Origin of the sequence: Kribbella jejuensis (assembly GCF_006715085.1) — a bacterium.
In the GTDB taxonomy this organism is placed as follows: Bacteria; Actinomycetota; Actinomycetes; order Propionibacteriales; family Kribbellaceae; genus Kribbella; species Kribbella jejuensis.
Genome location: NZ_VFMM01000002.1, coordinates 137,265 through 163,872 on the forward strand (window position 1 = coordinate 137,265; position 26,608 = coordinate 163,872).

A 26,608-nucleotide genomic window follows, 5' to 3' on the forward strand; every position below is an offset into this window, starting at 1 on the left:
ACCCGGTATTGCCTAGTGCGTCCGCCAAGCAGTCACTCGCGAGCGCCAGCTCGCAACTCGTCGGCGCCAGCCGACAACACCCGGCGCCAGCCGGAACACCACGGCGGCAGCCGGAACACCACGGCGGCAGCCGGAAGAACCCGGCGGCAGCCGGAAACAGTAATGCCGGCGCTAAGCCGGAGGGTGGGTGGGGCGTGTGGAGCAGGCGCGGTGAGGAGCGCAGCGACGAAGTTAGCGCTTGCGGAGCACGCGCGGGCTCACCACATCCACCACTCACCACATCCACCACTCGCGCAGCCCCTCCAACCAGCCCGCGCCACCCACCACACCCGGCACCGCGTAGTGCGTCCGCCAAGCAGTCGCTCGCGAGCGGCAGCTCGCAACTCGTCGGCGCCAGCCGACAACACCCGGCGCCAGCCGGAAACACCCCCGGCGCCAGCCGGAAACAGTAATGCCGGCGCAAGCCGGAGGGTGGGTGGGGCGTGTGGAGCAGGCGCGGTGAGGAGCGGAGCGACGAGGTTAGCGGCTGCGTAGCACGCGGGGGGCTACTGGCGGCGGCGGCGTACGGCGCCGACAGTAGCGATTCCTAGTGTGAGCACCGCGGCTGCGGCGGCGATTGCTAGGCCTCGGCGGAGGCCTGGGGGGATGAAGGTGCAGTCGACGTGGTTTGTGGTGCCGGTGAGAGGGACGGCCATCAGGCCGCCGAAGTCGCTGGGGACCTGGGATTTGCCGCCGGCTTTGCAGGTCCAGCCGTCGATCTTCGGGACGGCGACGATCGCCCAGCCCTTGCTGTCCGCGGGCAACGTGGCGTGGATCGAGTGGCCGCCGACCTTCACGTCGGTCGCGCCGGTCGCGATTAGGCCAGTCACAGCCTTCTCCAGAGCCACGGGGCTCAGGCAGCCGATCGCGTTGTGGGCCGGGATGCCCTGGGGGTCCTCGCCGAAGTTGACCTCGATCTGTACCACCCCGGTGCTCGGTACGGTGCCGAGTTCGACCATCGCGCTGCTGGTGTTGATGCCGGGCCGACGGGTCGAGCTGAGTTCGTGCCAGTCGCCGCCGGTCAGTCGGGCGCGGCCGCCGACGCGGGGCATGTACAGGTACGCCATGCTCGTCGGCGCGCACCTTGCGACCAGCTTCACGTCACCGGTCGCCAACCGCGTGCCCTTGTACGGCGGGACCTGGTACACGGTCGAGCCGAGCAGCCGCTCCTGCGCGGCGTACGGGTTCGGTGTGTTCGTGCTCGCCAAGACCGCCGGGTCAAGCCGCCGGCGGACCGTGACGAGCGGTGGGACGGTGGCATGTGAGATCTGCGGGATGCCGTTGCCGACCAGTTCCATCCGGGCGCCGATCGAGAAGATCGCGTCGGTGACCGGGTTGTCGAGCGTCCGCGAGGCGCGCCCGTACCCGGACCAGCCGAAGCCGAGCGTGGTCATCATCTGGTTCACCGAGTGCGGCAGCAGACTGCTGTACAAGCCCGCGCCCTGACCGCCGAGGAGCATCGGGTCGTTCGGCGTCACCGACGTGCCTGGATCGGTCCGGTACTTCGGCCAGTCCTCCGCCTGCCGAACCGCGTCGGACTGCTTCGTCCGCGCCGCGTTCCACGGATCCGCCGACGTACTGAGCACCTTGCTGCGGTACTCGTCGGTGACGACCGCGGTCCAAGTGGTCTCGAGTGCGACCACCGCGAGCAGTACGGCGAACGCCGCCGCCACCGGCAGCCGCCGCGGACCGGGCTTGCGCCGCAGCAGCCAAATGATGCCGAACGCAACCAAAGTCGCCGCTCCGGAAGCGGTCAGCACCGGCTTCCAGTGCTCCTTCAGCAACGGGCTGCCGTCGGACAGTACGGCGATCAGCGCGAGCAGTGCGCCGCCGCCGAGCAGCGCGATTGGACCGGGCAGCTTGTGCGCGACCGAGACCCACGCGACCGCGACGAGCAGGCCGCAGAGCACGAACGCCTCGCGGTACTGGCTGCCGTTCGGCGTGTCGAACGCGTGCCAGAACTCCTGCGTCGGCGCCCACCGGAACGACAGTGCGACGCCGACGATCGTGATCACCCAGATCACCTTCGGGCGCCATGGGACGTACTTGTTGAACGGCATCGTCAGCGCGAGCAGCAGCGCGATCGTGCCGACGTACAGGCTCGCGGTCTTGCCGACGCCCTCGGTGATCGGCAGCAGCCGGGACAGGAACAGGTCGATCGCCGACGGGTGGAAGATCCCGGACGGGGACGGCGTTGCGGCGCGGTTCGCCAGGATGATCGGTAGCAGGATGGGCGCCACCAAGGCCATGCCGAGCGCGAACGAGACCCCGTGCCGGACGAGCGACCGGAGCCGCCACGACCAGCTCAGGTCGCTGCTCAGCACCCGGGCGAGTAGGTAGATCCCCCCCGCGAACGTTGCCATGTAGGCGGTGTAGAAGTTGGACAGCCAGAAGACGGCGACCATCAGCACGCTCAGCAGCCGGTTCGTCCGGCGCAGTGACCACTCCGCGACCAGGAAGAACATCGGCAGGGCGATCAGGCCGTCCAGCCACATCGGCACGTAGGATCCGTCGTCGAGCGCCCAGCCGCAGACGCCGTACGAAACACCGAGGATCGCCGCAACCCAGCGGGGGCCGGGACGCATCTTGAGTAGTGCGGCGGCCATCGCGGCCGCGGCGAGGCTCAGCTTGAGAGTGGTGATGACGAAGACGGCGAGGTCGACCTTGTCCCGCGGGAACAGGCCGACCAGCAGGGACAGTGGGCTACCGAGGTCGACGCCGTAGTCGGCGAGGAAGCCGACGCCGAAGGCGCTCTGCCAGTTGAACAGCAGGTCGCCCTGGCCCTGGCCGTGCAGGACGTCCCAGAGGTGGGCGAAGAAGGGGATGTACTGCGTGCCAAGATCGTTGGTACTGCGGGACAGCGAACCGAAGGGATAGGTACCGCGGATGATTCCGGAGGCGACGAACACCGCCGCCACCACCACAGCGGCGACGCCGGCGGGCAGGAGGGCTGATCGCCCCCGCCCGCTCTGTCCTTCGACAGCGTCCTCGGAAACCATTGGCCGCCCCTTCGTTCCGATCGTTCGGCCGCCAAAGCTAGCGGTTAGTTCTGGTCTGGACAAGAATCGCATCATGATCGACGGACGGGGCGGATGGGGACGACGATGCGGTTGAGTCTGGTGGTGCCGTGTTACAACGAGGTCGAGGTGATCTCCCGGTTCCATCAGGCACTGAGCCGGGAGCTGGCCGGGACCGGCCGTTCGTACGAGGTCGTCTACGTCGACGACGGTAGTTCTGATGGGACGCTCGACGCGCTCGTCGGGTTGGCAGCTACCGACGAGTCGGTGAGATACCTCTCGTTCAGCCGGAACTTCGGCAAGGAGGCCGCGATGCTCGCCGGCCTGCGGTACGCGACCGGCGACGCCGTGGTGATCATGGACGCCGACCTGCAGCACCCGCCGGAGCTGATCGGCCGGATGCTCGAGGAGTACGAGCGCGGCTTCGACCAGGTGATTGCCCGCCGCAACCGCACCGGTGACCCGGCCACCCGGACGCTGTTCTCGCGGGCGTACTACTGGCTGATCAACAAGTGGGCCGACGTCGAGTTGATGGACGGCGTCGGTGACTTCCGGTTGCTGTCCCGGCGCGCGGTCGACGGCCTGCTCGAGCTGAACGAGTACAACCGGTTCTCGAAGGGCCTGTTCGCCTGGATCGGGTTCGAGTCGATCCTGTTCGAGTACGACAACGTCAAGGCGCCGGCGGACCGGAAGAGCCGGTGGACGTTCCGGCGGCTGCTCGAGTACGGGCTGGACGGGCTGCTGTCGTTCAACAACAAGCCGCTGCGGGCCGCGATCTACGTCGGTCTGCTGCTCACCGCGGTCGCCGCCGGGTACGCCGTCTGGGTACTGGTGGCCGCGATCGTGCACGGCGTGGACATGCCGGGGTACGTCACGCTCATCGCCGCGATCACCGGGCTCGGCGGCCTGCAGATGGTGATGCTCGGCCTGATCGGCGAGTACATCGGCCGGATCTACTACGAGACCAAGCAGCGCCCGCACTACCTGCTCAAACAGTCCAACATGGATCCCGCCGACAGGCTGCAAAGGCCACCGGCCCCGGATGGACGAGCCACCCGAGGCCGGTAGGAGGTACTGCTGGCGAGGATCAGGCGGTGAGCCGCTCCTCGGTGGAGGTCGAGAACAGGTGCAGCTTCTCCGGCACCGCCGCGAGGCGGACCGTGGAGCCCTTCTCGACCGGCATCCGGGCGTCGATGCGAGCAACGATCTGCTGCGTCTCGCCGTCGTGCTCCGAGGTGCCGTACAGGTACGCGTCCGCGCCGAGCTCCTCGACCACGGCGACCTTCACCGGCAGGCCCTCGTCGGCGACCTTGAAGGCCTCCGGGCGAACACCGACGGTCAGGGTCTTGTCGCTACCGGCCTTGGCCAGTACGTCGCGGGCGATCGGGATCGTGTAGTCACCGACCTGGGCGCCACCCTCGGCGATGTTGGCGGTGATCAGGTTCATCGCCGGCGAACCGATGAAGCCCGCGACGAACTTGTTCTTCGGGTTGTCGTACAGGTTCAGCGGGGTGTCGACCTGCTGGAGCAGACCGTCCTTGAGGACCGCGACCCGGTCACCCATCGTCATGGCCTCGACCTGGTCGTGCGTGACGTACACGGTCGTGACACCGAGACGCTGCTGCAGCTCGGCGATCTGCGTACGGGTCTGCACCCGCAGCTTGGCGTCGAGGTTCGACAGCGGCTCGTCCATCAGGAAGACCTGCGGGTTACGGACGATCGCGCGGCCCATCGCGACGCGCTGACGCTGACCACCGGACAGCGCCTTCGGCTTGCGGTCGAGGTACTCCTCCAGGCCGAGCAGCTTGGCGGCCTCGCCGACACGCTTGGCCCGGTCCTCTTTGGAGACACCCTGCATCTTCAGCGCGAAGCCCATGTTGTCCGCGACCGACATGTGCGGGTAGAGCGCGTAGTTCTGGAACACCATTGCGATGTCCCGCTCCTTCGGCGGACGGTGCGTGACGTCGCGGTCGCCGATGTAGATCGAACCCTCGTTGACCTCTTCGAGGCCGGCGAGCATCCGCAGCGAGGTCGACTTACCACAACCTGACGGGCCGACGAGGACCATGAACTCGCCGTCCTCGATCTCGAGGTTGAGCTTGTCGACGGCGGGGGTGTCGCCACCTGGGTAGATCCGGGTTGCCGACTTGAATGACACAGTAGCCATGACGATAGTTCCCTTCACCGGCAGGAACGTGCCGGACGATCCGAGTAAAGGTTCCCCCGGGCGGGGGAGTCCGCCTATCCTCGCCCGGCGCGACTCGTCCTGACAAGGTTTGTGGCGTGTGACGTGTCCATTCTGTTCACGTTGTGGACATCTGCGTGCACTCAGAGCGTCCCCTGCAAGTTCTTGCAGGATCTTGCTGAAAAGGCAGCAGAGGTCTGGGTACAGTGCCGGACGTGAGCAGTGGTGTGGGTGGACGGGCACGGCTGGCGGACATCGCCGCCAAGGCGGGGGTCAGTGAGGCGACGGTCTCGCGGGTGCTGAACGGGAAGCCGGGGGTCGCCGAGGACACGAAACAGTCCGTGCTGACCGCTCTCGACGTACTCGGGTTCGAACGGCCGGCCCGGTTGCGGCGGCGGTCCGCCGGGCTGATCGGGCTGGTGATGCCGGAGTTGATGAACCCGATCTTCCCGGCGTTCGCGCAGGTGATCGAGTCGGCGCTGTCGCAGCGCGGGTACACGCCGGTGCTGTGCACCCAGACGCCGTCGGGCGCGACCGAGGAGGAGTACGTCGAGATGCTGCTCGAGCGCGGCGTCTCCGGAATCATCTTCGTCTCCGGTCTGCACGCCGACACCGGCGCGGACCACGAGCGGTACCAGGCGCTGGTCGAACGGCATCTCCCGGTCGTCTTCGTGAACGGCTGGCTGCCGTCGGTCGAGGCGCCGTTCGTGTCGTCGGACGAGTACGCGGCGATGGAACTCGCGGTGTCGCACCTGGTTGCGCTCGGCCACCGCCGGATCGGGTTCGCGTCCGGACCGGAACGTTTCATCGTGGTCCAGCGCAAGCTGGCCGGGTATCGGACCTCGATGAAGGCGCAGCTCGGCCTGTCCGACCAGGACCTGGACCCGATGGTCGCGCTGAGCATGTTCGGCGTGGAGGGCGGCGAAGCAGCCGGCCGCCAACTCCTCGACGCCGGCGTCACCGCCGTTGTGTGCGGCTCCGACATGATGGCGCTGGGCGTGATCCGAGCCGCCCGCCAGCGCGGCCTGACTGTGCCGGGCGACATCTCGGTGGTCGGCTACGACGACGCCCCGATGATGGAGTTCACCGACCCACCCATGACCACCATCCGCCAACCGGTCCAGGCGATGGGCCTCGCCGCAGTCCAGTCCCTACTGGAGGAGGTCCGCGGCCACACCACCCCCCACACCGAATTCCTCTTCCGCCCCGAACTAGTAGTCCGATCATCCACCGGCCCGACCCGCTAGAAGACAGCTCCGGCCCGGGCTGTCCCCTGCGAGACAGCTTCGGGCCGGAGGTTGTGGGGCTACTTGGCGATGTGGAACGGGGTGGTCGTGAAGCCGTTGGACCAGAGGGAGTTGACTCTGGAGCGTTCGGTGGAGTTGGGGTAGGCGTTGGTGCAGGAGGGGCCGGGGCCGCCGCCGGACATGAGTTCGGAGCAGGGGCCGGAGTAGTGGTCGGGGAGGCCCAGGACGTGGCCTGTCTCGTGGGCGACGATCCGGGTCTTGTTGTACTGCTGGGCCTGCGTGTAGTCGATGAAGACGTACCCGCTGCCGTGGCCGTCGGTCGACGCGTACGAGCCGCGGGAGTCGTTGCCCTCGGTGTAGTAGAAGTCGTAGTTGCTGCCCTCGACGAGCTTCACGTTGCTCACCGACGAGTTCCAGATCTGCGTACTCGAGGAGATCTGGGACGCGAACGTCGGCGCGTCGACGGCGTACGTCACGGTCACGGCGGTGACCTTCTGGCCTTTCGCGGACTGCTTGGCCATCTTGGCGCGGGCGGATTTCATCACGGCGTCGTAGAACGCCTTGGTGGCGGCTTCGTCCTGCGGTGAACCGACGTACGCCGCACGGCTGGCGGCGGTCGAGACGCTGGACACGTTGGCGGCCGGCGTTGCAGTCGAGGGGGACGCTGCGAACGCGGGTACGGCCAGTGCGGCGGCGGCGAGCCCCGCGAGACTGGCGAGGAAACGGCGATGCGACATGGAGGGCCTCACTCCGAATCGGTGGCGGACAGCGACGGGCGGATTACCGATCGCTACCACCGGATGCTGCCAAGACTCGGCCCGTTGCGCACCGCTTCCCGCGAAACCCTGGGGATAACCCGCGCTTCACGCCCACCGTTCTATGGCAGACATAGCACGACAGTTATGGGCGGTTCAGGCCTCGCCGGGGATGCCGACGTTGAGGAGGCGAGCGCCGGGGCCGCGGGTCGAGAGCCGGTCGTCCTTGTTGTAGAGGTTGCAGCGCTGCAGGCTCAGGCAGCCGCACCCGATACAGGAGTCGAGGTCGTCGCGGAGGCGCTCGAGCTCGGAGATCCGCTCGTCGAGACGGCTCCGCCACGACTTCGACAGCTTGCTCCAGTCCGCGCGGGTCGGTGTCCGGTCCTCGGGGAGCGAGTCGAGGGCCTGCTTGATCTCGGCCAGTGCGAGCCCGACCCGCTGGGCCGCCTGCACGAACGCGATCCGGCGCAACGTGCTGCGCTGGTACTGCCGCTGGTTCCCGGCGGTACGGCGGGACGTGATCAGGCCCTGGTCCTCGTAGAACCGCAACGCCGACGCGGCCACCCCGGACCGCTGCGCGATCTCCCCGATCGAGAGCCAGTGCTCCTTGCTCGGGACGTTCTCGTCCGACATACCGCCACCCTAGGACGGCAATCCAAAAACTCAACCTTGCTTGAAGTGTGTGGAAGTGCACCAGTCGCGGGAGTGGTCTGGTCGAGTCGGCGTGGTCGGAGTGGCCGTCACGATCGGTTATACTTTTCTGGTGTCGGTGCGCGACGTCGCGTCACCAGAGATTTCCAGGCGCTCCGACCCGTCGGTTTCAGCATCCCGCTGAAGACTCCGGCGACATGGGTGCAACGCGATAGCACCCGCAGGTCGATGCCCGTCTCCTGCTTGCACGTTGCTGTCCGGTCATGTTTCGTGACCGGGGCTTCCTTGCGGCTGCGATCCGGCGCCCCTCGTCCGTGAATACGAGAGAGAGTTTGCGTGACCCAGCACCACCAGTTCGACGCCGATTCCGCCGACGGGCGGGACAAGAAGCCCCGGCACAAGAAGCACCAGAACCAGTCGTACGGCGAGCGGATGGCCGCGGAGCAGACGTACGACGCACCCCGCAACGACAACCGCCCCGTGAGGGGCTACCGCTCCGAGCAGCCGCGCGCCGACCGTGGCCAGCGCCGCGACGACCGCCCGCAGTACAACCGCGACGACCGTCCGCAATACAACCGCGACGAGCGTTCGTCGTACAACCGGGACGAGCGGCCGCGGTTCAACCGGGACGATCGTTCGTCCGCCAACCGTGGTGAGAAGCCGTCGTTCCGCCGTGACGACCGCGGCCAGGACAACCGCCCGCGGTACAACCGTGACGACCGCCCGCAGTACAACCGGGACGACCGCCCGCAGTACAACCGCGACAACCGTTCGTCGTACAACCGCGACGAACGGCCCCAGTACAACCGGGACGACCGGCCGCAGTTCAACCGCGACGACCGGGGTTCCTACCGGCGTGACGACCGGCCGCAGGGCGACCGGACCGATCGGCCGCGGTTCGAGCGGGACGATCGTTCGGCGTACCGCCGGGACGACAAGCCGTTCGCCCGGCGTCCGTCGCAGGACGCCCGGCGCGGGGAGCCGATCCGCTCCGCGGAGCCGGTGCTGGATCTCGGTACTGTTGCCGAAGACAACCAGTTCGCCGCGCTCGGGCTCGCCCCGCGGCTGGTCCAGCGACTGGCCCGGGACGGCATCACCGCGCCGTTTCCGATCCAGGCCGCGACCATCCCGGACGCGCTGGCCGGCAAGGACGTGCTCGGCCGTGGCCAGACCGGCTCCGGCAAGACGCTCGGCTTCGGCCTGCCGACGCTGATGCGGCTGTCCGGCGGGCACACCGAGTCGCGCCGGCCACGCGGCATGATCCTGGTGCCGACGCGTGAGCTCGCGATGCAGGTGCACGACGCGCTCGAGCCGCTGGCGCACGTGATGAACGTGTCGCTGAAGTTGATCGCCGGCGGCCTGCCGTACCCGAAGCAGATCGAGGCGCTGCGTCGTGGCGTCGACCTGCTGATCGCCACCCCCGGCCGGCTGATCGACCTGTGCGAGCAGGGCGCCGCCGACCTGGGTGCGGTCGAGGTCGCCGTCCTGGACGAGGCCGACCACATGTGCGACATGGGGTTCATGCCGGCCGTCACCACGCTGCTCGACATGACGCCGGCCGAGGGTCAGCGGCTGCTGTTCTCCGCGACGCTGGACAACGACGTCGACAAGATCGTGAAGACCTACCTGAAGGACCCGGTGCAGCACTCGACCGAGTCCGGCCAGGCGACGGTCAGCACGATGGAGCACCACCTGCTGGTGATCGAGCCGGCGCACAAGCAGTCGCTGACCGCGGAGCTGGCCAGCCGGGACGGCCGGACCATCGTGTTCGTCCGTACCAAGCTGGGCGCCGACCGGATCGCGACGCAGCTGCGCGACCGTGGCGTGATGGCCGCGGCGCTGCACGGCGGGCTCACGCAGGGGATGCGGAACCGGACGCTGGACCAGTTCAAGGACGGCTCGGTTCCGGTGCTCGTGGCAACGGATGTCGCGGCCCGCGGTATCCACGTCGACGACGTCGGCCTGGTGGTTCAGGCTGACCCGCCGGCCGAGCACAAGGACTACCTGCACCGCGCGGGCCGGACGGCGCGCGCCGGTGGCAAGGGTGCCGTCGTCACGCTCGTGCTGCCGCACCAGCGGCGCGGGATGATGCGGATGGCCGAGTCCGCCGGTGTCAAGGCCGAGCCGGTTCGGGCCCGTCCGGGCGACGAGCTGGTCACCGAGTTGACCGGCGGCAGCAGGCCGTCCGGGTTCCCGGTGAAGCTGCCGGCGCCGAAGCCGCAGCGCTTCGGCAAGGGCGGCGGCGGCAAGCGGTTCGGCGGCAGCCGTCCGGGCCGCGACAGCCGCGGCGGCAGCGGTCCGCGCCGCAACGGCGGCGGCCCCCGTCGTACCGACGGAAAGTCCTACCAGCACTGAGGTCGATGACGGGTTGTGTCACCGGTGGCCTGCTACAAGGCGCCATCGGTGGCACAACCCGTCAGCCGTCCAGCACCGCCCAGAGCCGGGCCAGGACGGTGGCGATCTCGTCGGCGTCCAGAGGGATCAGCTCGAGCATCAGCTCGCCCTCGGACATCCGGTCCGTCATCACGTAGATCGGCGGCGTACCGGCTTCGAGCTCGGTGGCGACACGCTTGGCGTCGTCGACCTTGAGCAGGACCCGCGACACCTGCAGGCCGGTCGGATCCGGTACCGCCTCGACGGAGACGCCCGGCATCCGGGACACCGCGGCCACGAACGCGTCCACCTTCGCGTGCTCGTCCGCCTGCCACTTCACCCGGTCGAACGCCTGCCACTCCTCGAGCGCCGCGAGGACGCCGACGATCGCCTCCTTCGTCGGCTTCATCACCCGGCCGATGCCGTTCTCCTGCGCTCTCAGCGCCTGGACCAGCGACCACGTCCCGGCGGCCAGTCCGGCGGTCGGTGAACCGAGGTACTTCTGTCCGCTGACCAGCACCAGATCCGCGCCGGTCGCGAGCAGGTCCGCGATCCGCGGGAACTGCGCCGCCCCGTCGACGATCGCCGGTACGCCGCGGCGGTGCGCGGCCTTGATCGCCGCCGCCAGGTCGATCGGCTCGCCGCGGGTGAGCCGCGACGACACCAGCATCAGGCACGCCACGTCCGGCCCGTCGAGCTCGGCCTCCAGGTCGGCGATCGTGCAGCCGTCCTCGTCGCCGGCCAGGTCCACCTGCGCACCGGCGAGCCGGATGCCCTGCAGGTTCGAGTGCCCGTAGTCGACCACGTGGCAGGCCGGCAGTACGACGCGGTTGTGCATGTCGGTTGCGTCCGGCAACGCCGAGGTACGGCGTGGATCGCCACCCGTCATCGTGGCCGCGACCGCGAGCGTCACCCCGGCCGCGGTGCAGTGCACGACGGCACCCGCCTGCGCGCCGGTGACCTGCGCGATCGCTTCGCTGGCCCGATCGCCCAGCTCGTCCATCACGAAGAACTCAGGCAGCGCCTGTGCGACGGCCTGCGCCACTCCGTCGGAACTCCGCGACACCCCCAGTGGCGTGTAAGTCCCCTTGGCGTTGATCACCACACTCAATCGATAACGATCGTGGATGCTCATGGTGTAGCTGAGCGTAGTGGTCACGGACCGCAATTGGCGAGAGTCTGTCCGTACGAGTTCTTGACCCGAAGCTACTGGTGAGTCATCCTCACTTTTACCGACCTGAGGAGGGAACCGTGCTCCGCCCCGCACTTCGAACCCGCCTTCGGACCGCGCTCGCCGCGGTCGCCGTCACGGCCGTGCTCGCGGCCCTGCCCGCACCGACCCAGGCAGCTCCACAAGCCGTTGGTGCGACCCCCGATGACTATTGCCTAGGGCAATGTCGCGACATCCTCCCGCCGGGCCAGAACGGCAACGCCACCTTCACGGATCTCCTTGCTTTCAAGGCGTTGGGCGTCCGGCCGGCGCATTTCAGCGACAGCCTGAAGCCGTACCAGGACCTGGTCTGGAACTCGCAGGGCATCACCGACGACGGCCTCGCGCCGTACTTCGACGACTCCTCGTTCGGGGTGAAGCCGGACGACGTGGCAAGCACGGTCCAGCCGCGCAGCGACGTCACGATCGTCCGCGACAAGTCGCGCGGTATCCCGCACATCTTCGGCACCACGCGGCTCGGCACGATGTTCGGTGCCGGGTACGCCGGTGCTCAGGACCGGCTGTTCGTGATGGACGTGTTCCGTCACCTCGGGCGCGGTCAGCTGACCCCGTTCGCGGGCGGTGCCGCGGCGAACCGCGAGTTCGAGCAGGAGTTCTGGCGCACCGCGCCGTACACCGAAGCGGACCTGCAGCGGCAGTTCGACGACGCCGACGAGTTGTACGGCGCCGACGGCGTGAAGATGCAGCAGGACATCCAGGCCTGGGTCGACGGCGTCAACCACTACATCGACACGGTCGGCATCGCGTACCCGGGAGAGTACGTCGCACTCGGTTTGCAGTGGCCGACGCCGCACTGGAAGGTGACCGACGTGGTCGCCACCGCGGCCGTGGTCGCGGGCATCTTCGGTACCGGCGGCGGTTCCGAGGTCAACTCGGCGCTGGCGTTGCTCGAGGCGCAGGCGAAGTACGGCGCGGCCGAGGGCACCAAGGTGTGGGAGTCGTTCCGCTCGCAGAACGACCCCGAGGCCAGTACGACGGTGCACAACGGCACGACCTTCCCGTACGGGACCACCGGCCCGAACCCGGCCGGTCGCGCGATGCCGGACCGCGGCTCGGTCACCCCGGAGCCCGAGGTGATCGACCAGACCGCGAACGCGACGGCCGCCGCGAAGCCCGCGCCGACCGGTTCGCAAGCACTCAAGGGCATCTTCGACAAGGGTCTCTTCCCGGACGGATTCGGGAAGAAGGCGATGTCGAACGCGCTCCTGGTTTCCGGCGCGTACACGCAGTCCGGAAACCCGATCGCCGTCTACGGCCCGCAGACCGGGTACTTCGCTCCGCAGCTGCTGATGCGCCAGGAGCTGCAAGGTCCCGGCGTCAGTTCGCGGGGTATCGCCTTCGCGGGCCTGAACTTCTACACGCTGATCGGCCGCGGCCCGGACTATTCGTGGAGCGCGACGTCGGCCGGGCAGGACATCACCGACACGTTCGCCGTACCGCTGTGCGAGCCCGGTGGCGGAACGCCGACCAAGTCCTCGCAGTACTACGTCTTCCGCGGCCAGTGTGTACCGATCGAGCGGCTCGAGCGGCACAATGCCTGGTATTCCAGCCTCGGCTCGTCGGAGCCGGCCGGCTCGTACACGTTGGTTGCCTTGCGCACCAAGTACGGCATCGTCACGCATCGCGGGACGGTCGGCGGAAAACCTGTGCTGTTCACGAAGAACCGGTCGACGTACGGGAACGAGGCCGGTTCGGCGCTCGGGTTCATGCAGTTCAACGACCCGGACCGGATCCACTCGGCCGCCGATTTCCAACGGGCCGCGGCGAACATCGGGTACACGTTCAACTGGTTCTACACCGACAAGAACTCGATCGCGTACTTCAACTCCGGTGACAACCCGGTCCGCGCGGACGGCGCCGACCCGAACCTGCCGACCTGGAGCTCGTACGAGTGGAAGGGCTGGAACCCGGACACCAACCGCGCGACCTACACCCCGGCGGCCCAGCACCCGCAGGTCGTCAACCAGGACTACCTGACCAGCTGGAACAACAAGCAGGCACCTGGGTACTCGGCGTCCGACGGGCAGTGGGGGTACAACGCGGTCTACCGCAGCCAGCCGCTCGACGACCGGATCAAGGCGGTCATCAACAGCGGCCAGAAGTTCACCCGGGGCAAGCTGGTCGAGGCGATGGAGGACGCGGCCACCGTCGACCTCCGCGGCGACCAGGTGCTCCCGTACCTGCTGCGCGTCCTGAAGTCGGCGCCGATCGCGGACCCGGCCGTCGCGGACGCGGTCAACAAACTGACCACCTGGCAACAATCCGGCGCCCACCGCAAGACCCCCAACGCGTCGTCGCGCACCTACGACAGCGCGGACGCCATCCGCATCCTGGATGCCTGGTGGCCGCTCCTCATCCCGGCTGAGTTCAAGGACCTCGGACCAGACCTTTACAGCGCACTGACCGCCAACTTGAAGATCGACGAGCGCCCGAGCGCCCAGGGCTCGTCCTTCCAGAGTGGCTGGTGGGGCTTCGTCCAGCGAGACCTGCGGAAGGTGCTGGGTGATCCCGTGAAGGCGTCGCAACCGGTCACGTTCTGCGGCGGCGGCACCTTGGCGGGGTGTAGAGCGGTGCTGACAGACACCTTGTCGGCGGCAACGAAGGTGCCGGCAAGTACGACGTACCCGGCGACCGCGGACTGCGCCGCCGGAGACCAGTTCTGCGCCGACCAGATCGCGCACAGCCCGATGGGCGGCATCACCCAGGACCGGATCGCCTGGGTGAACCGGCCGACGTACCAGCAGGTGGTCGAGTTCCCGGCGCGGCGTGGCGACGACATCAGCAACCTGGCGGCCGGGAAGACGGCGACGGCGAGCAGCTACGAGAAGGGCTGGTACAACTCCCCGCCGGTCCAGGCCGTCGACGGCAAGCTGGACACCCGGTGGGCCAGCGACTGGTCGGATCCGCAGTGGCTGAAGGTTGACCTCGGCAACGAGCAGACCGTCGGCCGGGTGGTGTTGCAGTGGGAGGCGGCGTACGCGAAGGGGTACAAGATCGAGGTGTCGCGGGACGGGTCGACCTGGCAGCAGGTGTACGCCACGACGGCCGGGAACGGCGGGGAGGGCGTTGTCCGGTTCGCCGCCGTACCGGCTCGCTACGTCCGTGTCACCGGGACTCAGCGGGCGACGTCGTACGGCTATTCGCTGTATGAGCTCCAGGTGTTCAGATGGTGATGCCCCGCGGCCTGTCAGGATGAGCGCATGACACAGAACTATCCTCCGAACCCGCCGTATCCGCCGCAGCAGCCGGGCTACCAGCCAGGCCCGCCTCCCGGGTACCAAGGTCCGCCACCGGGATACCAGCCGGGGCCGCCGCCTGGCTACCAGGGCGGGTACCAGCAGGCTCCGTCCAACGTGCCGCATGTCGCGCCGCAGGGTTCGCCGTACCCGGTCCTGGTCTCGACGATGAACGACCTGCCCGGGTACACCGCGGAAACCGTGTTCGGCGAGGTGTTCGGGCTGACCGTGCGGACCCGGGACTTCGGGTCGAACTTCACCGCGAGCTTCCGGTCGCTCGGCGGTGGCGAAGTACCGGAGTACACGCAGATGCTGGCTGAGTCGCGGCACGTCGCGGTGATGCGGATGTGCCAGATGGCGCAGCAGATGGGGGCGAACGCGATCCTCGCGATGCGGTTCGACTGCAACGAGATCGCGCAGACGATGAGCGAGGTGGCGGCCTACGGTACGGCGGTCATCGTGCGGAAGGCCGAGCCGCCGCGGGTCCAGGACACCAAGCCCGATGAGGATGATGCGAATGACAGCTGACCTGAGGTTTCCGCCCGGATTCCGCTGGGGTGTCTCGACGTCGGCGTACCAGATCGAGGGCGCCGTGGCCGAGGACGGCCGCGGCACCTCCACCTGGGACACGTTCTGCGCCGAGCCCGGCAAGATCCTGAACGGCGACAGTGGCGCGATCGCATGCGACCACTACCACCGGTACGCCGAGGACGTCGCGCTGATGCGGGAACTGGGCGTGGACACGTACCGGTTCTCGTTCGCGTGGCCGCGGATCCAGCCGTCCGGGAGCGGACCCGGGAACGCGGCCGGGCTGGACTTCTACGACCGGCTGATCGACACGCTGCTCGGCGCCGGGATCCAGCCGGCGCCGACGCTGTACCACTGGGACACCCCGCAACCGCTCGAGGACGCCGGCGGCTGGCTGAACCGCGACATCACCGAACGGTTCGCCGAGTACGCCGCGCTCCTGGGCGCGCGTTTCGGCGACCGGGTACCGCTCTGGATCACGATCAACGAGCCGATGGTGCTGACGCTGATGGGGTATTCGCTCGGCGCGCACGCCCCCGGCAAGCAGCTGCTGTTCGACGCGCTGCCGGTCGCACATCACCAGCTGCTCGCGCACGGGCGCGCGGTGCAGGCGTTGCGGGCGGCCGGTGCCTTGGAGATCGGGATCGCCTCGAACCATGCACCGACGTGGCCGGCCAGTGAGAGTCCTGAAGACGTGGAAGCGGCGAGTCTGTACGACAACCTGATCAACTGGATGTTCGCCGATCCGATCATCCTGGGCGAGTATCCGTCCGGGATCGGTGACGGGATGCCGGGGCCGGTCGCGGACGATCTGGCGATCATCTCGACGCCGCTCGACTTCTTCGGCATCAACCACTACGCGCCGGTCTCCGTCGGCGTCGCGACCGGGGCCGGCGACACTGCGGCAACTGACGGCGTGCAGCTGCCGCCGGGACTGCCGTTCGAGCCGCGGACGCTGCCCGGGTACCCGACGACCGACTTCGGGTGGCCGATCGTGCCGGACGCGTTCGGCGAGACGTTGCGGATCTTCCGGGACCGGTACGGCGAGAAGCTGCCGCCGATCTACATCACGGAGAACGGCTGCGCGATCAACGACGGGGTGTCCGACCAGCGGCGGATCGACTATCTGTCTTCCTACCTGCGATCGCTGAAATCCGCCATTGACGACGGTATCGATGTCCGCGGGTACTTCCAGTGGTCGTTGCTGGACAACTTCGAGTGGGCGGCGGGGTATTCGCAGCGCTTCGGTCTCGTCCACGTCGATTTCGAAACACTCGAACGCACGCCGAAGGAGTCGTACTACTGGCTCCAGGCACTGATAGCTCAGAACCGCAGATGATTCCGGAGCCGGGGGTCGTCCCGTCGGCGTTGGCCGAACCGACGGTGCGGGTGCGGGGTCGCTGGACGGCGGCCGTCGTGCTGGCCAACGTCGGTGTGTTCGCTGCGTGGCTGGGACCGATCCAGGTCTTGTTGGCCAAGCAGTCGGAGGCAGTTGCTCCGGGCAACAAGGAGTTCGTCTTCGGGTTGGTGACCGGGGTCGGGGCGGCGGTGTCGGTGGTCGCGAATCCGGCGTTCGGGGCGATCTCCGATCGGACCGGCTCGCGGTTCGGGCGGCGGGTGCCGTGGGTGGTCGCGGGTGCTGTTGGTGGTGCCATCGGTTTAGGGATCCTGTCGGGCGCACGCGTGATCGCGTTGATGCTGATCGGCTGGTGCCTGATGCAACTGTTCGGCAACGCGCTGCTGGCGGCGGCGACCGCGGTGATCCCGGACCGCGTACCCGTCGCGCAACGCGGGGTCGTCGGCGGTTGGGTAGCCATCTCCCAGGTCCTCGGCGCCCTCGTCGGTACGGCGCTCGCGGCCGCCTTCAACAGCTATACCCTCGGATACCTCGCCTGCGCCGCGTTCCTCCTGCTCTCCGTCGTCCCGTACCTCCTGCGCAGCCACGACCAACCGCTGCTCGAACGGCCCGCGTTCGTCCTGCGAGACTTCCTGACGAGCTTCTGGATCAGCCCGCGCCGCTACCCCGACTTCGGCTGGGCCTGGCTGACCCGCTTCCTCTTCAACGTCGGCAACGCCCTCGGCACGCTGTACCTCTTCTACTACCTGCAGGACAAGGTGGGAGTCGCCGACCCCGACACCGGCGTCCTGATCCTGACCGCGATCTACAGCGTCTGCGTGCTGACCACCGCGATCAGCTTCGGCCGCTGGTCGGACCGCGCCGCTCGCCGCAAGGTGTTCGTCACCGCGTCGGGCTGGGTGATGGCGGCAGCGGGCGTGATCCTCGCATTCTGGCCGACCTGGCCCGGCGCGATCACCGGCGCGATCGTCCTCGGCGCCGGCTTCGGCGTCTACTTGTCGGTGGACTTCGCCCTGCTCACCGAAGTACTCCCGAACGCCCGCGACCGCGCCAAAGACCTCGGCGTCATCAACATCGCGAACTCCCTCCCGCAGGTACTGGCCCCGGTCATCGCCGCCCCGATCGTCAAACACCTCGGTGGCTACCCGGTCCTCTACCTGCTGGCGGCAGTCGTCACACTGCTGGCCGGCGTACTGGTCACCCGAGTCCGCTCTGTCGCTTGAGCGCCTTGCCGGCTTTCGAGGTCGCGGTCACCTGGATGTGGTCCAGGTCCAGCCAGCGCGCCATGTCGCGGAGCTCGGCCGCCAAGGGTTCGATGAAGTCGGGGGAGTCGGGTTCGGGGGTCAGGGTTGGGACGACCAACGTTGAGTTCTGGCGGTCGGACTTCAGGTCGACGCGGGCCACGAGGCGGTCGCCGAGCAGGAACGGGAGTACGTAGTACCCGTGGATGCGTTGCGGTGCGGGCGTGTAGATGCTGATCCGGTAGAAGAAGTCGAACAGGCGGTGGGTGCGGTCGCGGTTCCAGATCAGCGGGTCGAAGGGGGAGAGCAACGCCTGCGCCCCGACCGGGCGGTCCTGCGCTTCGTGCCACCGGTACGACTGTTGCTTCACGCCCTCGACGCGGACCGGGATCAGTTCGCCGGACTCGACCAGTTCGCGGATCACTTCACGACCGGTTGCTGCGGGCAACGAAAAGTGCGCCTGGCCGCTGCCGCCGCACAGCTCTTTCAGGGTCGCGACGCCCAGGCCGCGGGCCGCGATGCGGACGAGCTCGCGTCGTGCCTCGTCGGCGGGCGGCTCGGGTACGGCGAGTACGTCGGCCGGCAGCACCCGCTCGGTCAGGTCGTAGACCCGCTCGAAGTGCCGGCGTCCCGCGATAGTCACCAGTCCCGCGCAGAACAGGTACTCGATCGCGATCTTCGCGTCCTGCCAGTTCCACATCGCGCCGGTGGTCGGATCCGGGTCCGGGTCGCTGCGCTGCCGCCGTACCCCGTCCGGACTCGCCTCGCCCGCGGTCAAGGGTCCTCGCTCGGTGACGACTCGCAGCACCTGCTCGACGTACCCGGGCCGCTCCGCCGTCAGCCGCCGCATCCCAGCCACCACCGACCACGGCGCAGTCACGTCCGGGCTGAGTTCCTCGCCCCACACCTGCCGCTCGGCGGCCCGCATCCGCCAGCGCATCAACGGGTAGTTCTCGAGCGGAATCAACGCGGCCTTGTGCCCCCAGAAGTACTCGAACAACTCGCGCCCCGCGCCCCAACTCAACTCGTCGAGCCGCGCCCGCGAATAGCTCCCCACCCGCGAATACACCGGCAGATAATGCGACCGACACAACACATTGACCGAGTCCAACTGCAAAACCCCGGCCCACCCAACCGCCCGACGCACCGCCCGCACATCCCCCCGCCGCCCACGCCCCTCCCCAAACCCCTGCGCCACCAGCGCAAGCCGCCGCGCCACCTCCGTCGAGACCTCGTCACCCACGGCAGCCATAATCCGAACTTATCGCGCAACACTGGGATCATGCAGTTCGTCACGATCGGAAAATCCGAGGAATACCTCCGCCTCACCGCTGTCCGATGGCCGTCGGACAAAGCCCCGGAGCAGGTCCCGAGGGAGAAGCGCCGCTACCTGAATGCCGAGGTCCGGATGCGGGAATTGACCGCATCCGCGCGACTCGACCTCTGGTCCGACTACTCCGGACTTGCGCTGTTCTTCGACCAGGTCGTGACCAACTGGCCCCAGTGGGAGAACTCCTCGGCGACCTGGGGAAAGAGCAGCGCGCTCCAACTCGAGATCTACCGCGGGCCCCGACCCGCCCTCGGCCCGGACCATCTGATCGTCTGGATCAAACTGCAGAACGGCGGCATGCGCCGGCGCTTGTGGAAGGTCGAGACCTCGATCGTCGTCTCACCCGACGAGCTCTCTGCCTTCGCGCGTGACCTCCATCGGCTGACCGATTAGGTCATGAGCGCCTGGAGAGACTCGAAGTCTTCAGGCTCCAACGGGACCAACCCGCGGCGGAGTTGGTAGCCCCAGTTGGGGGATTTGGTGAGGTTGAGGGCGACTTCGGTCAGCGGGACGCGGTGCGCCGGGAGGAAGTCGATTCGGCGGCGCCAGGGTTGGATGGTGCCGCGGGGGCCCATTGACATGGGTTCGGCTTGGTAGGGGGCGTCGTCGGCGACTACGCCGAGTGCCGTGAAGGCGCGGAGCGGGCGTTTCTCGAGGTAGTGCTCGGTCGGGGAGTAGATGGCGAAGCCGTCGCCGCGGTGTAGGCGGGCGACGCCGTAGCGCTTGCCGTGGTTGAGTTGGATGAAACCGCCCTGGACGGCTCGTTGGGTGTGGTCGGCGGAGACCACACCCAACCAAGCCCTGTGCATCTCGTTCATGCACCTACTGTCAGCCCGAAACTATGACATCTTTCGTCATAATTCTCCGCCGGAGTTTCGCCAGCAGCGGCCAGGCGATCATCAACAGGATCACCCCGTAGATCACGTACGCGACCGGCCCGCCGACCAGCCCGGAAACGTCGCCGTTCGACAACTGCAGGGACATCCGCGCCTGGCGTTCGGCGATCGGGCCGAGGATCACGCCGATGATCAGCGGCAGCACCGGCAAACCGAACCGGCGCATCCCGAAGCCGAGCAGCCCGAGCAGCAGGAGCAGCAACAGGTCGAGCGGCTGCGCGTTCACGGCGTACGCACCCATCGAGGCGAAGAAGATGATGCCGGCGTACAGGTACGGGCGCGGGATCTGCAGGAGCTTCGCCCAGGCCGGCGCCAGCGGCAGGTTGAGCAGCAGCAGGAAGAGGTTGCCGATGAACAGGCTCGCGATCAGCGCCCACACCAGCTTCGGCTCGCGCTGGAACAGCAGCGGCCCGGGCTGGATGCCGTACGACGTGAACGCCGCGAGCATCACCGCCGCCGTCGCATTCGTGGGCAGGCCCAACGCCAGCATCGGTACCAGCGTCCCGGCCGCCGACGCGTTGTTCGCCGCCTCCGGTCCGGCCACGCCCTCGATCGCGCCGTGCCCGAACTCCTCCGGGTGCTTGGACAGCTTCTTCTCGGTCGCGTACGACAGGAACGTCGGGATCTCGGCGCCACCGGCCGGTAGCGCACCGATCGGGAAACCGAAGGCCGTACCGCGCAGCCAGGGTTTCCACGACCGCCGCCAGTCCGACTTGCCCATCCACGGACGCCCGACCGGGATCACCGTGCCCGGATTCCTTCGCAGATGCGCCGCCACCCAGAGCGCCTCGCCGACCGCGAAGATGCCGACGGCAACCACTACGACATCGATGCCGTCGGCAAGCTGTGGGATGCCGAGTGTGAGCCGTTGCTGGCCGGTCACCTTGTCGATCCCGACCAGCCCGATCACCAGCCCGAGCAGCAGCGCCGCGAACCCGCGGATCCGTGACGAGCCGAGCACCGACGTGGCACCGGCGAACGCGAGCAGCATGATCGCCAGGTAGTCCGGCGCGCCCAGGCTGATCGCGAACTTCACCACCTGCGGCGCGACCAGGACCAGCAGCAACGTCCCGATCGTGCCCGCGACGAACGACCCGATCGCGGCCGTCGCCAGCGCTTGCGCGGCACGTCCGGCTCGGGCCATCTTGTTGCCCTCGATCGCCGTCACCACCGATGACGACTCGCCGGGTGTGTTCAGCAGGATCGATGTCGTCGAGCCGCCGTACATGCCGCCGTAGAAGATACCGGCGAACATGATGAACGCCTGCACCGGTTCCAGCCCGTACGTGATCGGCAGCAGCAGCGCGACCGTCATCGCCGGACCGATCCCGGGCAGGACGCCGACCGCCGTACCGACCGTGACGCCGAGCAGCGCGAGCAGCAGGTTCACCGGGGCGAGGACGTCGCCGAACCCGTTCAGCAGGTTCATCAGGTTGTCCATCAGAGAATCCCTTGCAGTACGCCGGCCGGCAGGCCGACCCCGAGCCCGATCGCGAACCCGTAGAACGTGATCAGCGACAGCGCGACCGCGATCACCAGGTTGCGGACGTGGTGCCGGCTGCCGAGCGCGAACGCCGAACCCCAGAACAGCAACGTCCCGCTGATCACCCAGCCGAGCGGCTCGATCGTCACCAGATTGACCACGAACGCGGCGATCAGCAGCAGGACGGTGCGCCAGTCGACCTTGGACGTCACGTCGACGTCCTCACCCTCCTCGGCCTCACCGGTGCCGCCGCGCGCGACGTCCACGGCGTACAGCGCGGCGACCACGAGCAGCAGTACGCCGAGCACGATCGGGACCGGCTTCGGGCCGATCGGATCGTTGCTGGTGGCAATGTGCTGGAGCCGGGCGGCGTCGACGATCACCAGGACGCCGACCACCGCCAGGAACCCGCACACTCCGTACTGCGCCGTGTCCCGCCGCGTGGTAGCGGCGGCGGTCATGCCGCCAATCCGAGCTTCGTCAGGATGTCCGCGACGGCCTTGTCCTGGTCGGTCAGGAACTTGCCGAACTCGTCACCGGTGACGAATGCGTCGGTCCAGCCGTGCTTCTGCAGCTCGGCCTTCCACTCGGCCGAGTCGTGCATCTTGGTGAGCGCGTCGATCCAGACCTTCTTGTCCGCGTCGCTGATCCCGGGCGGCGCGACGATCCCGCGCCAGTTCGTGAACACCAGGTCGATCCCCGAGCCCTTCAGCGTCGGTACGTCCTTGAGCGCCTCGATCGGCTGCTCGCTGCTCACCGCGAGGACCCGGACCTGGCCGCTCTCGACCTGGTCGAGGAACTCCCCGAATCCACTCGTGCCGAACGCGATCTTGCTGCCGAGCAGCGCGGGCAGCAGTTCGCCGCCGCCGTCGTAGGAGACGAAGTTGACGTCCTTCGGGTTGATGCCGACCGCCTGCGCGAGCTGCATCGGCAGCAGGTGGTCCGGGCCGCCCGGCGACGAGCCGCCGCCGACCGCGAGGCCCTTCGGGTTCGCCTTCCAGGCGGTGACCAGGTCCTGGATCGTCCGGTACGGCGAGTTCTTCGGCACCACGATCGCGCCGGCCTCCTCGATCATCTTCGCGATCGGGGTGGTCTGGGTGAGCGTGGCCTTGGACTTCGACGTGTACGTCGCGCCGACGACGCCGAGGCCCATCTGCATCGCGAGCTTGCCGTTGCCCTTCTCGTTCACGATCCGCTGCAGGCCGACCGTCCCGCCGGCGCCCGGCAGGTTGAACACCTGGACGCCGGTCGCGATCTTCGCGTCCTCCATAGCCTTGGCTGCGGTCCGCGCGGTGGTGTCGTACCCGCCGCCGGCCGTGTTCGGCACCATCAGCCGCAGCCCGGTGGCCGGCTTCCCGCTGTCCTGTGTCGCGCTGTCCGACTTGTTCGCCGTCGCACCACAGGCGGTGAAGCCGAGCACGGCAACCAGGGCCGTCGTCACTGTGAGCAATCGCCTGGACCTCATTTGGCGGAGTCCTTTCAGGAGGGTTCAGGTGGCGACGATCGTGGACCTCCGGTTAGCTTCACGTCTGCGTTGTGGCCGCAGCGGTGGTTGAGTTCATTGTGGTCACGGGCGGAACCTGGCTGAAGTGTGGCACTCGGCCGCCCGAGGAGGTGATCATGCGATGCGGAAAGGGCGAGGAGGTGATCATGAGCGTACGACTGCGGACCCGGCCGACGTTGGCCGGCCAGATGTTGGTGCTGCAGTTGGCGATCGTGATCGTCGTACTGGTCGCCGTCGCCGCGGTCTCGCTCGCCCAATCGGCCGCCACGTTCAACCGGGTCGAGGGCCGGCGCGTGACGCTGCTGGCCGAGCAGCTGTCGTCGAGCCCTGCATTGCGCTTCAACCTCCGGAACCCGGCGCCGGAGGAAACCCTGGCGCCGACGCTGCAGACGAGCCTCGCGCAGTCCGGCGTCAGCTCGATCACCGTCGCGGACTCCGGCGGAAAGGTGGTCGCGGCAACGAACCCGACACTGATCGGCACCGATCTCACCTACGGTGATCCGTCCGGTGACAAGCGTCGCGGATGGTCCGGCCAGCTGAATGGCGAGCTGGTCGCGCAGGTCCCGGTGCTGAGCGACCAGCAGGAAACGCTCGGCGATCAGATCGGGACCGTGATGGTGGGCGAGCATTCGCCGTCCGTACTGCAGCGGCTCCGCGGCGCCTCGTCGTACCTGGCGATCTATCTCGGCATCGCCTGCGTACTGGGACTGCTGGGTTCCTGGCTGCTCGCCCGCCGGATCAAACGGCAGACGCTCGGGCTCGAACCGCGCGAGATCGCCGGCCTGGCCGAACATCGCGAGGCCATGCTGTACGGGCTGGCCGAAGGAGTCGTTGCCCTCGACCCCCATTCGCGGGTGACGCTGGTGAACGACGTCGGCCGGCGGCTGCTCGATCTCCCGGAAGACGCGGTCGGGAAATCCCTGAACGAGCTCGGGATCGAGGGCCGGCTGCGCGAGGTGCTGTCCGGCGACGACGAGGCCCGCGACGCGGTCGTCGTACGCCGGGGCCGGGTACTGGTAATGAACCGGATGAGCGTGCTGAAGGACGGGCGGTCGCTCGGATCGGTGACCACGCTGCGGGATCGGACGGAGCTGGCGCAGCTGGAGCGGGAGCTTGGGTCGTTCCGGTCGTCGGCGGAGCTGCTGCGGGCGCAGACGCACGAGTTCGCGAACCAGCTGCACACGATTTCCGGGCTGATCCAGATCGGGGAGTACGACGAGGTGGTCACGTACGTCGGCGCGCTGAACCGCTATCGTGAATCGCTCGACCTGACCGTGACCCGGCGGGTCCACGACACCACGGTCGCCGCCCTGCTGATGGCGAAGTCCTCGCTCGCTGCCGAACGCCGCGTCGAGCTCCGGGTGTCCGAGCGGACCACCCTGCTCCGGCTCGACCCGTCGCTGTCCGCGGACATCGCGACCGTACTCGGCAACCTGGTCGACAACGCGGTCGACGCCGCCGCGCAGTCCGGTACGCCGCTGTCGCCCGCCTGGGTCGAGGTCGAACTCAGGCAGGACGCGGCGTCGGTGGAGATCGTGGTTCGGGACTCCGGACCAGGCGTGGCGCCGGAGTTGGCGCAGGAGGTGTTCGCGCACGGGTTCACTACCAAGGCGGCGGCTGAGGGCGAGCGCGGGATCGGGCTCGCGATGACCCGGATGATCTGCCGCCGCCGCGGCGGTGAGGTCGCCGTGACGAACCTGGACGAAGGCGGCGCCGCGTTCATCGCCCGGATGTCCACCCAACGCACACCGGAAGGAGCCCGATGATCAAGGTCCTGGTCGTCGACGACGACTTCATGGTGGCGCGCATCCACCGCGGTTTCGTCGACCGCGTGGATGGCTTCGAGGTCGTCGGTACGGCGAACTCCGGCGACCAGGCCGTCGCCGCTCTGGAGTCGCTGGGACCTGATCTCGTGCTGCTCGACCTCTATCTGCCGGACGTCTTCGGGTTGGACCTGATCGCCCGGCTGCGCGCCGTACGACCATCGGTCGACATCCTCGTCATCACGGCCGCTCGGGAGGCGGATGCCGTGCGGGGTGCGGTGCGGCAGGGTGTCGTGAACTATCTGCTGAAACCGTTTGGTTTCGAGGATCTGCGGGTGCGGCTGCAGGAGTACGCCCGCCGCCGAGCCAGCGTCCCCGACCAGGTCACCAGCCAGGCCGACGTCGACCGCGTCCTCGCGCCCGCTCGCCCCGCAGTCAACCGCTTGCCGAAAGGCCTGTCGCAAGAGACCACCGACCTGGTCACCACGGCCCTGCGCAACACTCCCGACAACCTGTCGGCCGCCGAATGCGCAGAACTCGTGGGCATCTCCCGGGTGAGCGCCCGCCGCTACCTCGAATTCCTCACCACCCAAGGCCAAGCCGAAGTAACCCTCCGCTACGGCACCACCGGCCGCCCCGAACGCCGCTACACCTGGCGACCGTAGAAACCCCCGCCTGCTCCGCAGGCGGGGCTGGTTACAGGGGGCCGGTGGGGTTCAGCCGGTGTCGAGGATTGTGAAGTGTTGGCGGTAGCGTTCTGGGGTGGTGCCCAGGCGGCGGGCGAAGACGCGGTGCAGGGTTTCGCCGTGGCGGTAGCCGATCTGGCGGGCGATTGCTCCGACGGTGAGCTGGGTGGATTCCAGTAGCCGGCGCGCCGCCTCGACGCGGAGATCCTCGATGAACGCGGCCGGCGTGACGCCGGTCTCGGCGCGGAAGGCGCGCGCGAAAGCGCGTTCGCTCATCGCGGTACGGCGCGCGAGCGTGGCGACCGCGAGGTCCTCGCCGAGATGGTCGGGCAGCCACTGCTGAACGTCGCGGATGGTGGGCGTCTTGGCCGTTCGGGCGCGCAGTTGGGCACTGAACTGCGCCTGGCCGCCGGGCCGCCGGCTGAAGACCACGTACGCCCGCGCGATCATCGCCGTCACTTCGCGGCCGTGATCGTCCTCGACCAGCGCCAGCGCCAGATCGACGCCGGCCGACATCCCGGCCGACGTCCAGCGGTTGCGATCGCGGACGTAGATCCGGTCCGGCTCGACCGTGACGCACGGAAAGCGCTCGGCGAGGATGCCGGTGGAGGCCCAGTGGGTGGTCGCCCGGTAGCCGTCCAACAGCCCGGCCGACGCCAGCAGCAGCGCGCCGGCGCAGACCGACGTCACCCGGCGCGCCTTGCGGGCCAGCGCCGGCAACTCCGGTACGACGTCGGCGGCGCCAGGACCGAAGACATCGCCACCGACGACGACCATGGTGTCGAAGTCGTCGCCCGCGGCAATGTCCTGCAGCGAATGGCCGACCGCCAGCGTCAGGCCACCGTCGACCGTGATCGGACAGCCCCGAGGCGAGGCGATCAGCAAGCGGTACGGCGGTGTGTCCGGGTCACCCTCCGCCGCGGGAGCGTCCCATCGGAGCTCCTCGGGCAGTTGCTGGGCCGGCCGCGAGGCGAGGTCGTTCAGCAGCCCGAACACATCGAGCGGACCGGCCAGTTCGGAGATCCGCATGCCTTGGAAGACGACGAAGACGATGGTGCGAGGCGCCGACACCTCGCCATCATCGCA

21 protein-coding genes are annotated in these 26,608 nt (G+C 68.4%); 10 read left to right on the top strand and 11 right to left on the bottom strand.

Annotated elements, in window-relative coordinates:
• Positions 1–545 precede the first annotated feature (545 nt).
• Positions 546–3,038 carry a YfhO family protein gene (locus tag FB475_RS20555; protein WP_185759373.1) on the bottom strand — a complete coding sequence of 831 codons (2,493 nt, stop codon included), beginning with the start codon at positions 3,036–3,038 and terminating at the stop codon, positions 546–548.
• A 93-nt stretch (positions 3,039–3,131) separates the two neighbouring features.
• Here FB475_RS20555 and FB475_RS20560 point away from each other — a divergent pair, with 93 nt between their 5' ends.
• Positions 3,132–4,124 (top strand): glycosyltransferase family 2 protein, encoded by a 993-nt coding sequence (locus FB475_RS20560; protein WP_238332309.1) that lies wholly within the window; start codon positions 3,132–3,134, stop codon positions 4,122–4,124.
• A gap of 19 nt (positions 4,125–4,143) precedes the next feature.
• On the opposite strand, the gene FB475_RS20565 is transcribed toward FB475_RS20560, so the two are convergent.
• Positions 4,144–5,223, bottom strand: a complete 1,080-nt coding sequence (locus FB475_RS20565; protein ID WP_141858205.1) for an ABC transporter ATP-binding protein — start codon at positions 5,221–5,223, stop codon at positions 4,144–4,146.
• 245 nt (positions 5,224–5,468) lie between these two features.
• On the opposite strand from FB475_RS20565, the gene FB475_RS20570 reads away from it, so the two are divergent.
• Complete coding sequence (locus tag FB475_RS20570; RefSeq protein WP_141859599.1) at positions 5,469–6,488, top strand: LacI family DNA-binding transcriptional regulator; 1,020 nt, start codon at positions 5,469–5,471, stop codon at positions 6,486–6,488.
• Positions 6,489–6,547: 59 nt separating this feature from the next.
• Here FB475_RS20570 and snpA read toward each other — a convergent pair whose 3' ends face one another.
• Positions 6,548–7,225, bottom strand: a complete 678-nt coding sequence (gene snpA / locus FB475_RS20575; RefSeq protein WP_141858206.1) for a snapalysin — start codon at positions 7,223–7,225, stop codon at positions 6,548–6,550.
• A 174-nt stretch (positions 7,226–7,399) separates the two neighbouring features.
• The gene (gene soxR, locus FB475_RS20580) at positions 7,400–7,876 is read right to left on the bottom strand and encodes a redox-sensitive transcriptional activator SoxR (RefSeq protein WP_141858207.1); all 477 of its coding nucleotides are present in this window, start codon (positions 7,874–7,876) and stop codon (positions 7,400–7,402) included.
• A gap of 354 nt (positions 7,877–8,230) precedes the next feature.
• Between soxR and FB475_RS20585 the strand changes: the two genes are divergently transcribed.
• On the top strand, positions 8,231–10,249 hold the full coding sequence (locus FB475_RS20585) for a DEAD/DEAH box helicase (RefSeq protein WP_141858208.1): 2,019 nt from the start codon (positions 8,231–8,233) through the stop codon (positions 10,247–10,249).
• Positions 10,250–10,310: 61 nt separating this feature from the next.
• On the opposite strand, the gene FB475_RS20590 is transcribed toward FB475_RS20585, so the two are convergent.
• Positions 10,311–11,402 (bottom strand): aminotransferase class V-fold PLP-dependent enzyme, encoded by a 1,092-nt coding sequence (locus tag FB475_RS20590; protein ID WP_141858209.1) that lies wholly within the window; start codon positions 11,400–11,402, stop codon positions 10,311–10,313.
• A gap of 116 nt (positions 11,403–11,518) precedes the next feature.
• Between FB475_RS20590 and FB475_RS20595 the strand changes: the two genes are divergently transcribed.
• Genes FB475_RS20595 through FB475_RS20610 form a run of 4 tightly spaced genes read left to right on the top strand, consistent with a single transcriptional unit; the run spans position 11,519 to position 17,842 of the window.
• A complete protein-coding gene (locus FB475_RS20595) occupies positions 11,519–14,671 on the top strand; it encodes a penicillin acylase family protein (RefSeq protein WP_141858210.1) in 3,153 nt (1,050 codons plus the stop codon).
• A gap of 27 nt (positions 14,672–14,698) precedes the next feature.
• Entirely contained in the window at positions 14,699–15,262 is a 564-nt protein-coding gene (locus tag FB475_RS20600) for a YbjQ family protein (protein WP_141858211.1), read from the top strand.
• Entirely contained in the window at positions 15,252–16,601 is a 1,350-nt protein-coding gene (locus tag FB475_RS20605) for a GH1 family beta-glucosidase (RefSeq protein ID WP_141858212.1), read from the top strand. Before FB475_RS20600 ends, FB475_RS20605 begins: the two co-directional genes overlap by 11 nt.
• The gene (locus tag FB475_RS20610; RefSeq protein ID WP_141858213.1) at positions 16,598–17,842 is read left to right on the top strand and encodes an MFS transporter; all 1,245 of its coding nucleotides are present in this window, start codon (positions 16,598–16,600) and stop codon (positions 17,840–17,842) included. Before FB475_RS20605 ends, FB475_RS20610 begins: the two co-directional genes overlap by 4 nt.
• Here the strand turns inward: FB475_RS20610 and FB475_RS20615 are convergent.
• Positions 17,817–19,112, bottom strand: a complete 1,296-nt coding sequence (locus FB475_RS20615; RefSeq protein ID WP_141858214.1) for a winged helix-turn-helix domain-containing protein — start codon at positions 19,110–19,112, stop codon at positions 17,817–17,819. The two genes, FB475_RS20610 and FB475_RS20615, sit on opposite strands and share 26 nt — an antisense overlap.
• A 30-nt stretch (positions 19,113–19,142) precedes the next feature.
• Between FB475_RS20615 and FB475_RS20620 the strand changes: the two genes are divergently transcribed.
• Complete coding sequence (locus FB475_RS20620) at positions 19,143–19,583, top strand: hypothetical protein (protein ID WP_141858215.1); 441 nt, start codon at positions 19,143–19,145, stop codon at positions 19,581–19,583.
• Here the strand turns inward: FB475_RS20620 and FB475_RS20625 are convergent.
• Genes FB475_RS20625 through FB475_RS20640 form a run of 4 tightly spaced genes read right to left on the bottom strand, consistent with a single transcriptional unit; the run spans position 19,580 to position 23,034 of the window.
• Entirely contained in the window at positions 19,580–20,008 is a 429-nt protein-coding gene (locus FB475_RS20625; protein WP_202878454.1) for an EVE domain-containing protein, read from the bottom strand. The genes FB475_RS20620 and FB475_RS20625 overlap by 4 nt on opposite strands.
• Before the next feature lie 10 nt (positions 20,009–20,018).
• A complete protein-coding gene (locus tag FB475_RS20630; RefSeq protein WP_141858216.1) occupies positions 20,019–21,527 on the bottom strand; it encodes a tripartite tricarboxylate transporter permease in 1,509 nt (502 codons plus the stop codon).
• On the bottom strand, positions 21,527–22,030 hold the full coding sequence (locus FB475_RS20635) for a tripartite tricarboxylate transporter TctB family protein (RefSeq protein ID WP_141858217.1): 504 nt from the start codon (positions 22,028–22,030) through the stop codon (positions 21,527–21,529). Before FB475_RS20635 ends, FB475_RS20630 begins: the two co-directional genes overlap by 1 nt.
• Complete coding sequence (locus FB475_RS20640) at positions 22,027–23,034, bottom strand: Bug family tripartite tricarboxylate transporter substrate binding protein (RefSeq protein ID WP_141858218.1); 1,008 nt, start codon at positions 23,032–23,034, stop codon at positions 22,027–22,029. The genes FB475_RS20635 and FB475_RS20640 overlap by 4 nt, the downstream gene beginning before the upstream one ends.
• 185 nt (positions 23,035–23,219) lie before the next feature.
• Between FB475_RS20640 and FB475_RS20645 the strand changes: the two genes are divergently transcribed.
• A complete protein-coding gene (locus FB475_RS20645) occupies positions 23,220–24,839 on the top strand; it encodes a sensor histidine kinase (RefSeq protein ID WP_141858219.1) in 1,620 nt (539 codons plus the stop codon).
• Positions 24,836–25,501 (top strand): response regulator, encoded by a 666-nt coding sequence (locus FB475_RS20650; RefSeq protein ID WP_141858220.1) that lies wholly within the window; start codon positions 24,836–24,838, stop codon positions 25,499–25,501. The genes FB475_RS20645 and FB475_RS20650 overlap by 4 nt, the downstream gene beginning before the upstream one ends.
• Positions 25,502–25,552: 51 nt before the next feature.
• Here FB475_RS20650 and FB475_RS20655 read toward each other — a convergent pair whose 3' ends face one another.
• The gene (locus tag FB475_RS20655; RefSeq protein ID WP_202878455.1) at positions 25,553–26,593 is read right to left on the bottom strand and encodes a GlxA family transcriptional regulator; all 1,041 of its coding nucleotides are present in this window, start codon (positions 26,591–26,593) and stop codon (positions 25,553–25,555) included.
• Positions 26,594–26,608: the final 15 nt, after the last annotated feature.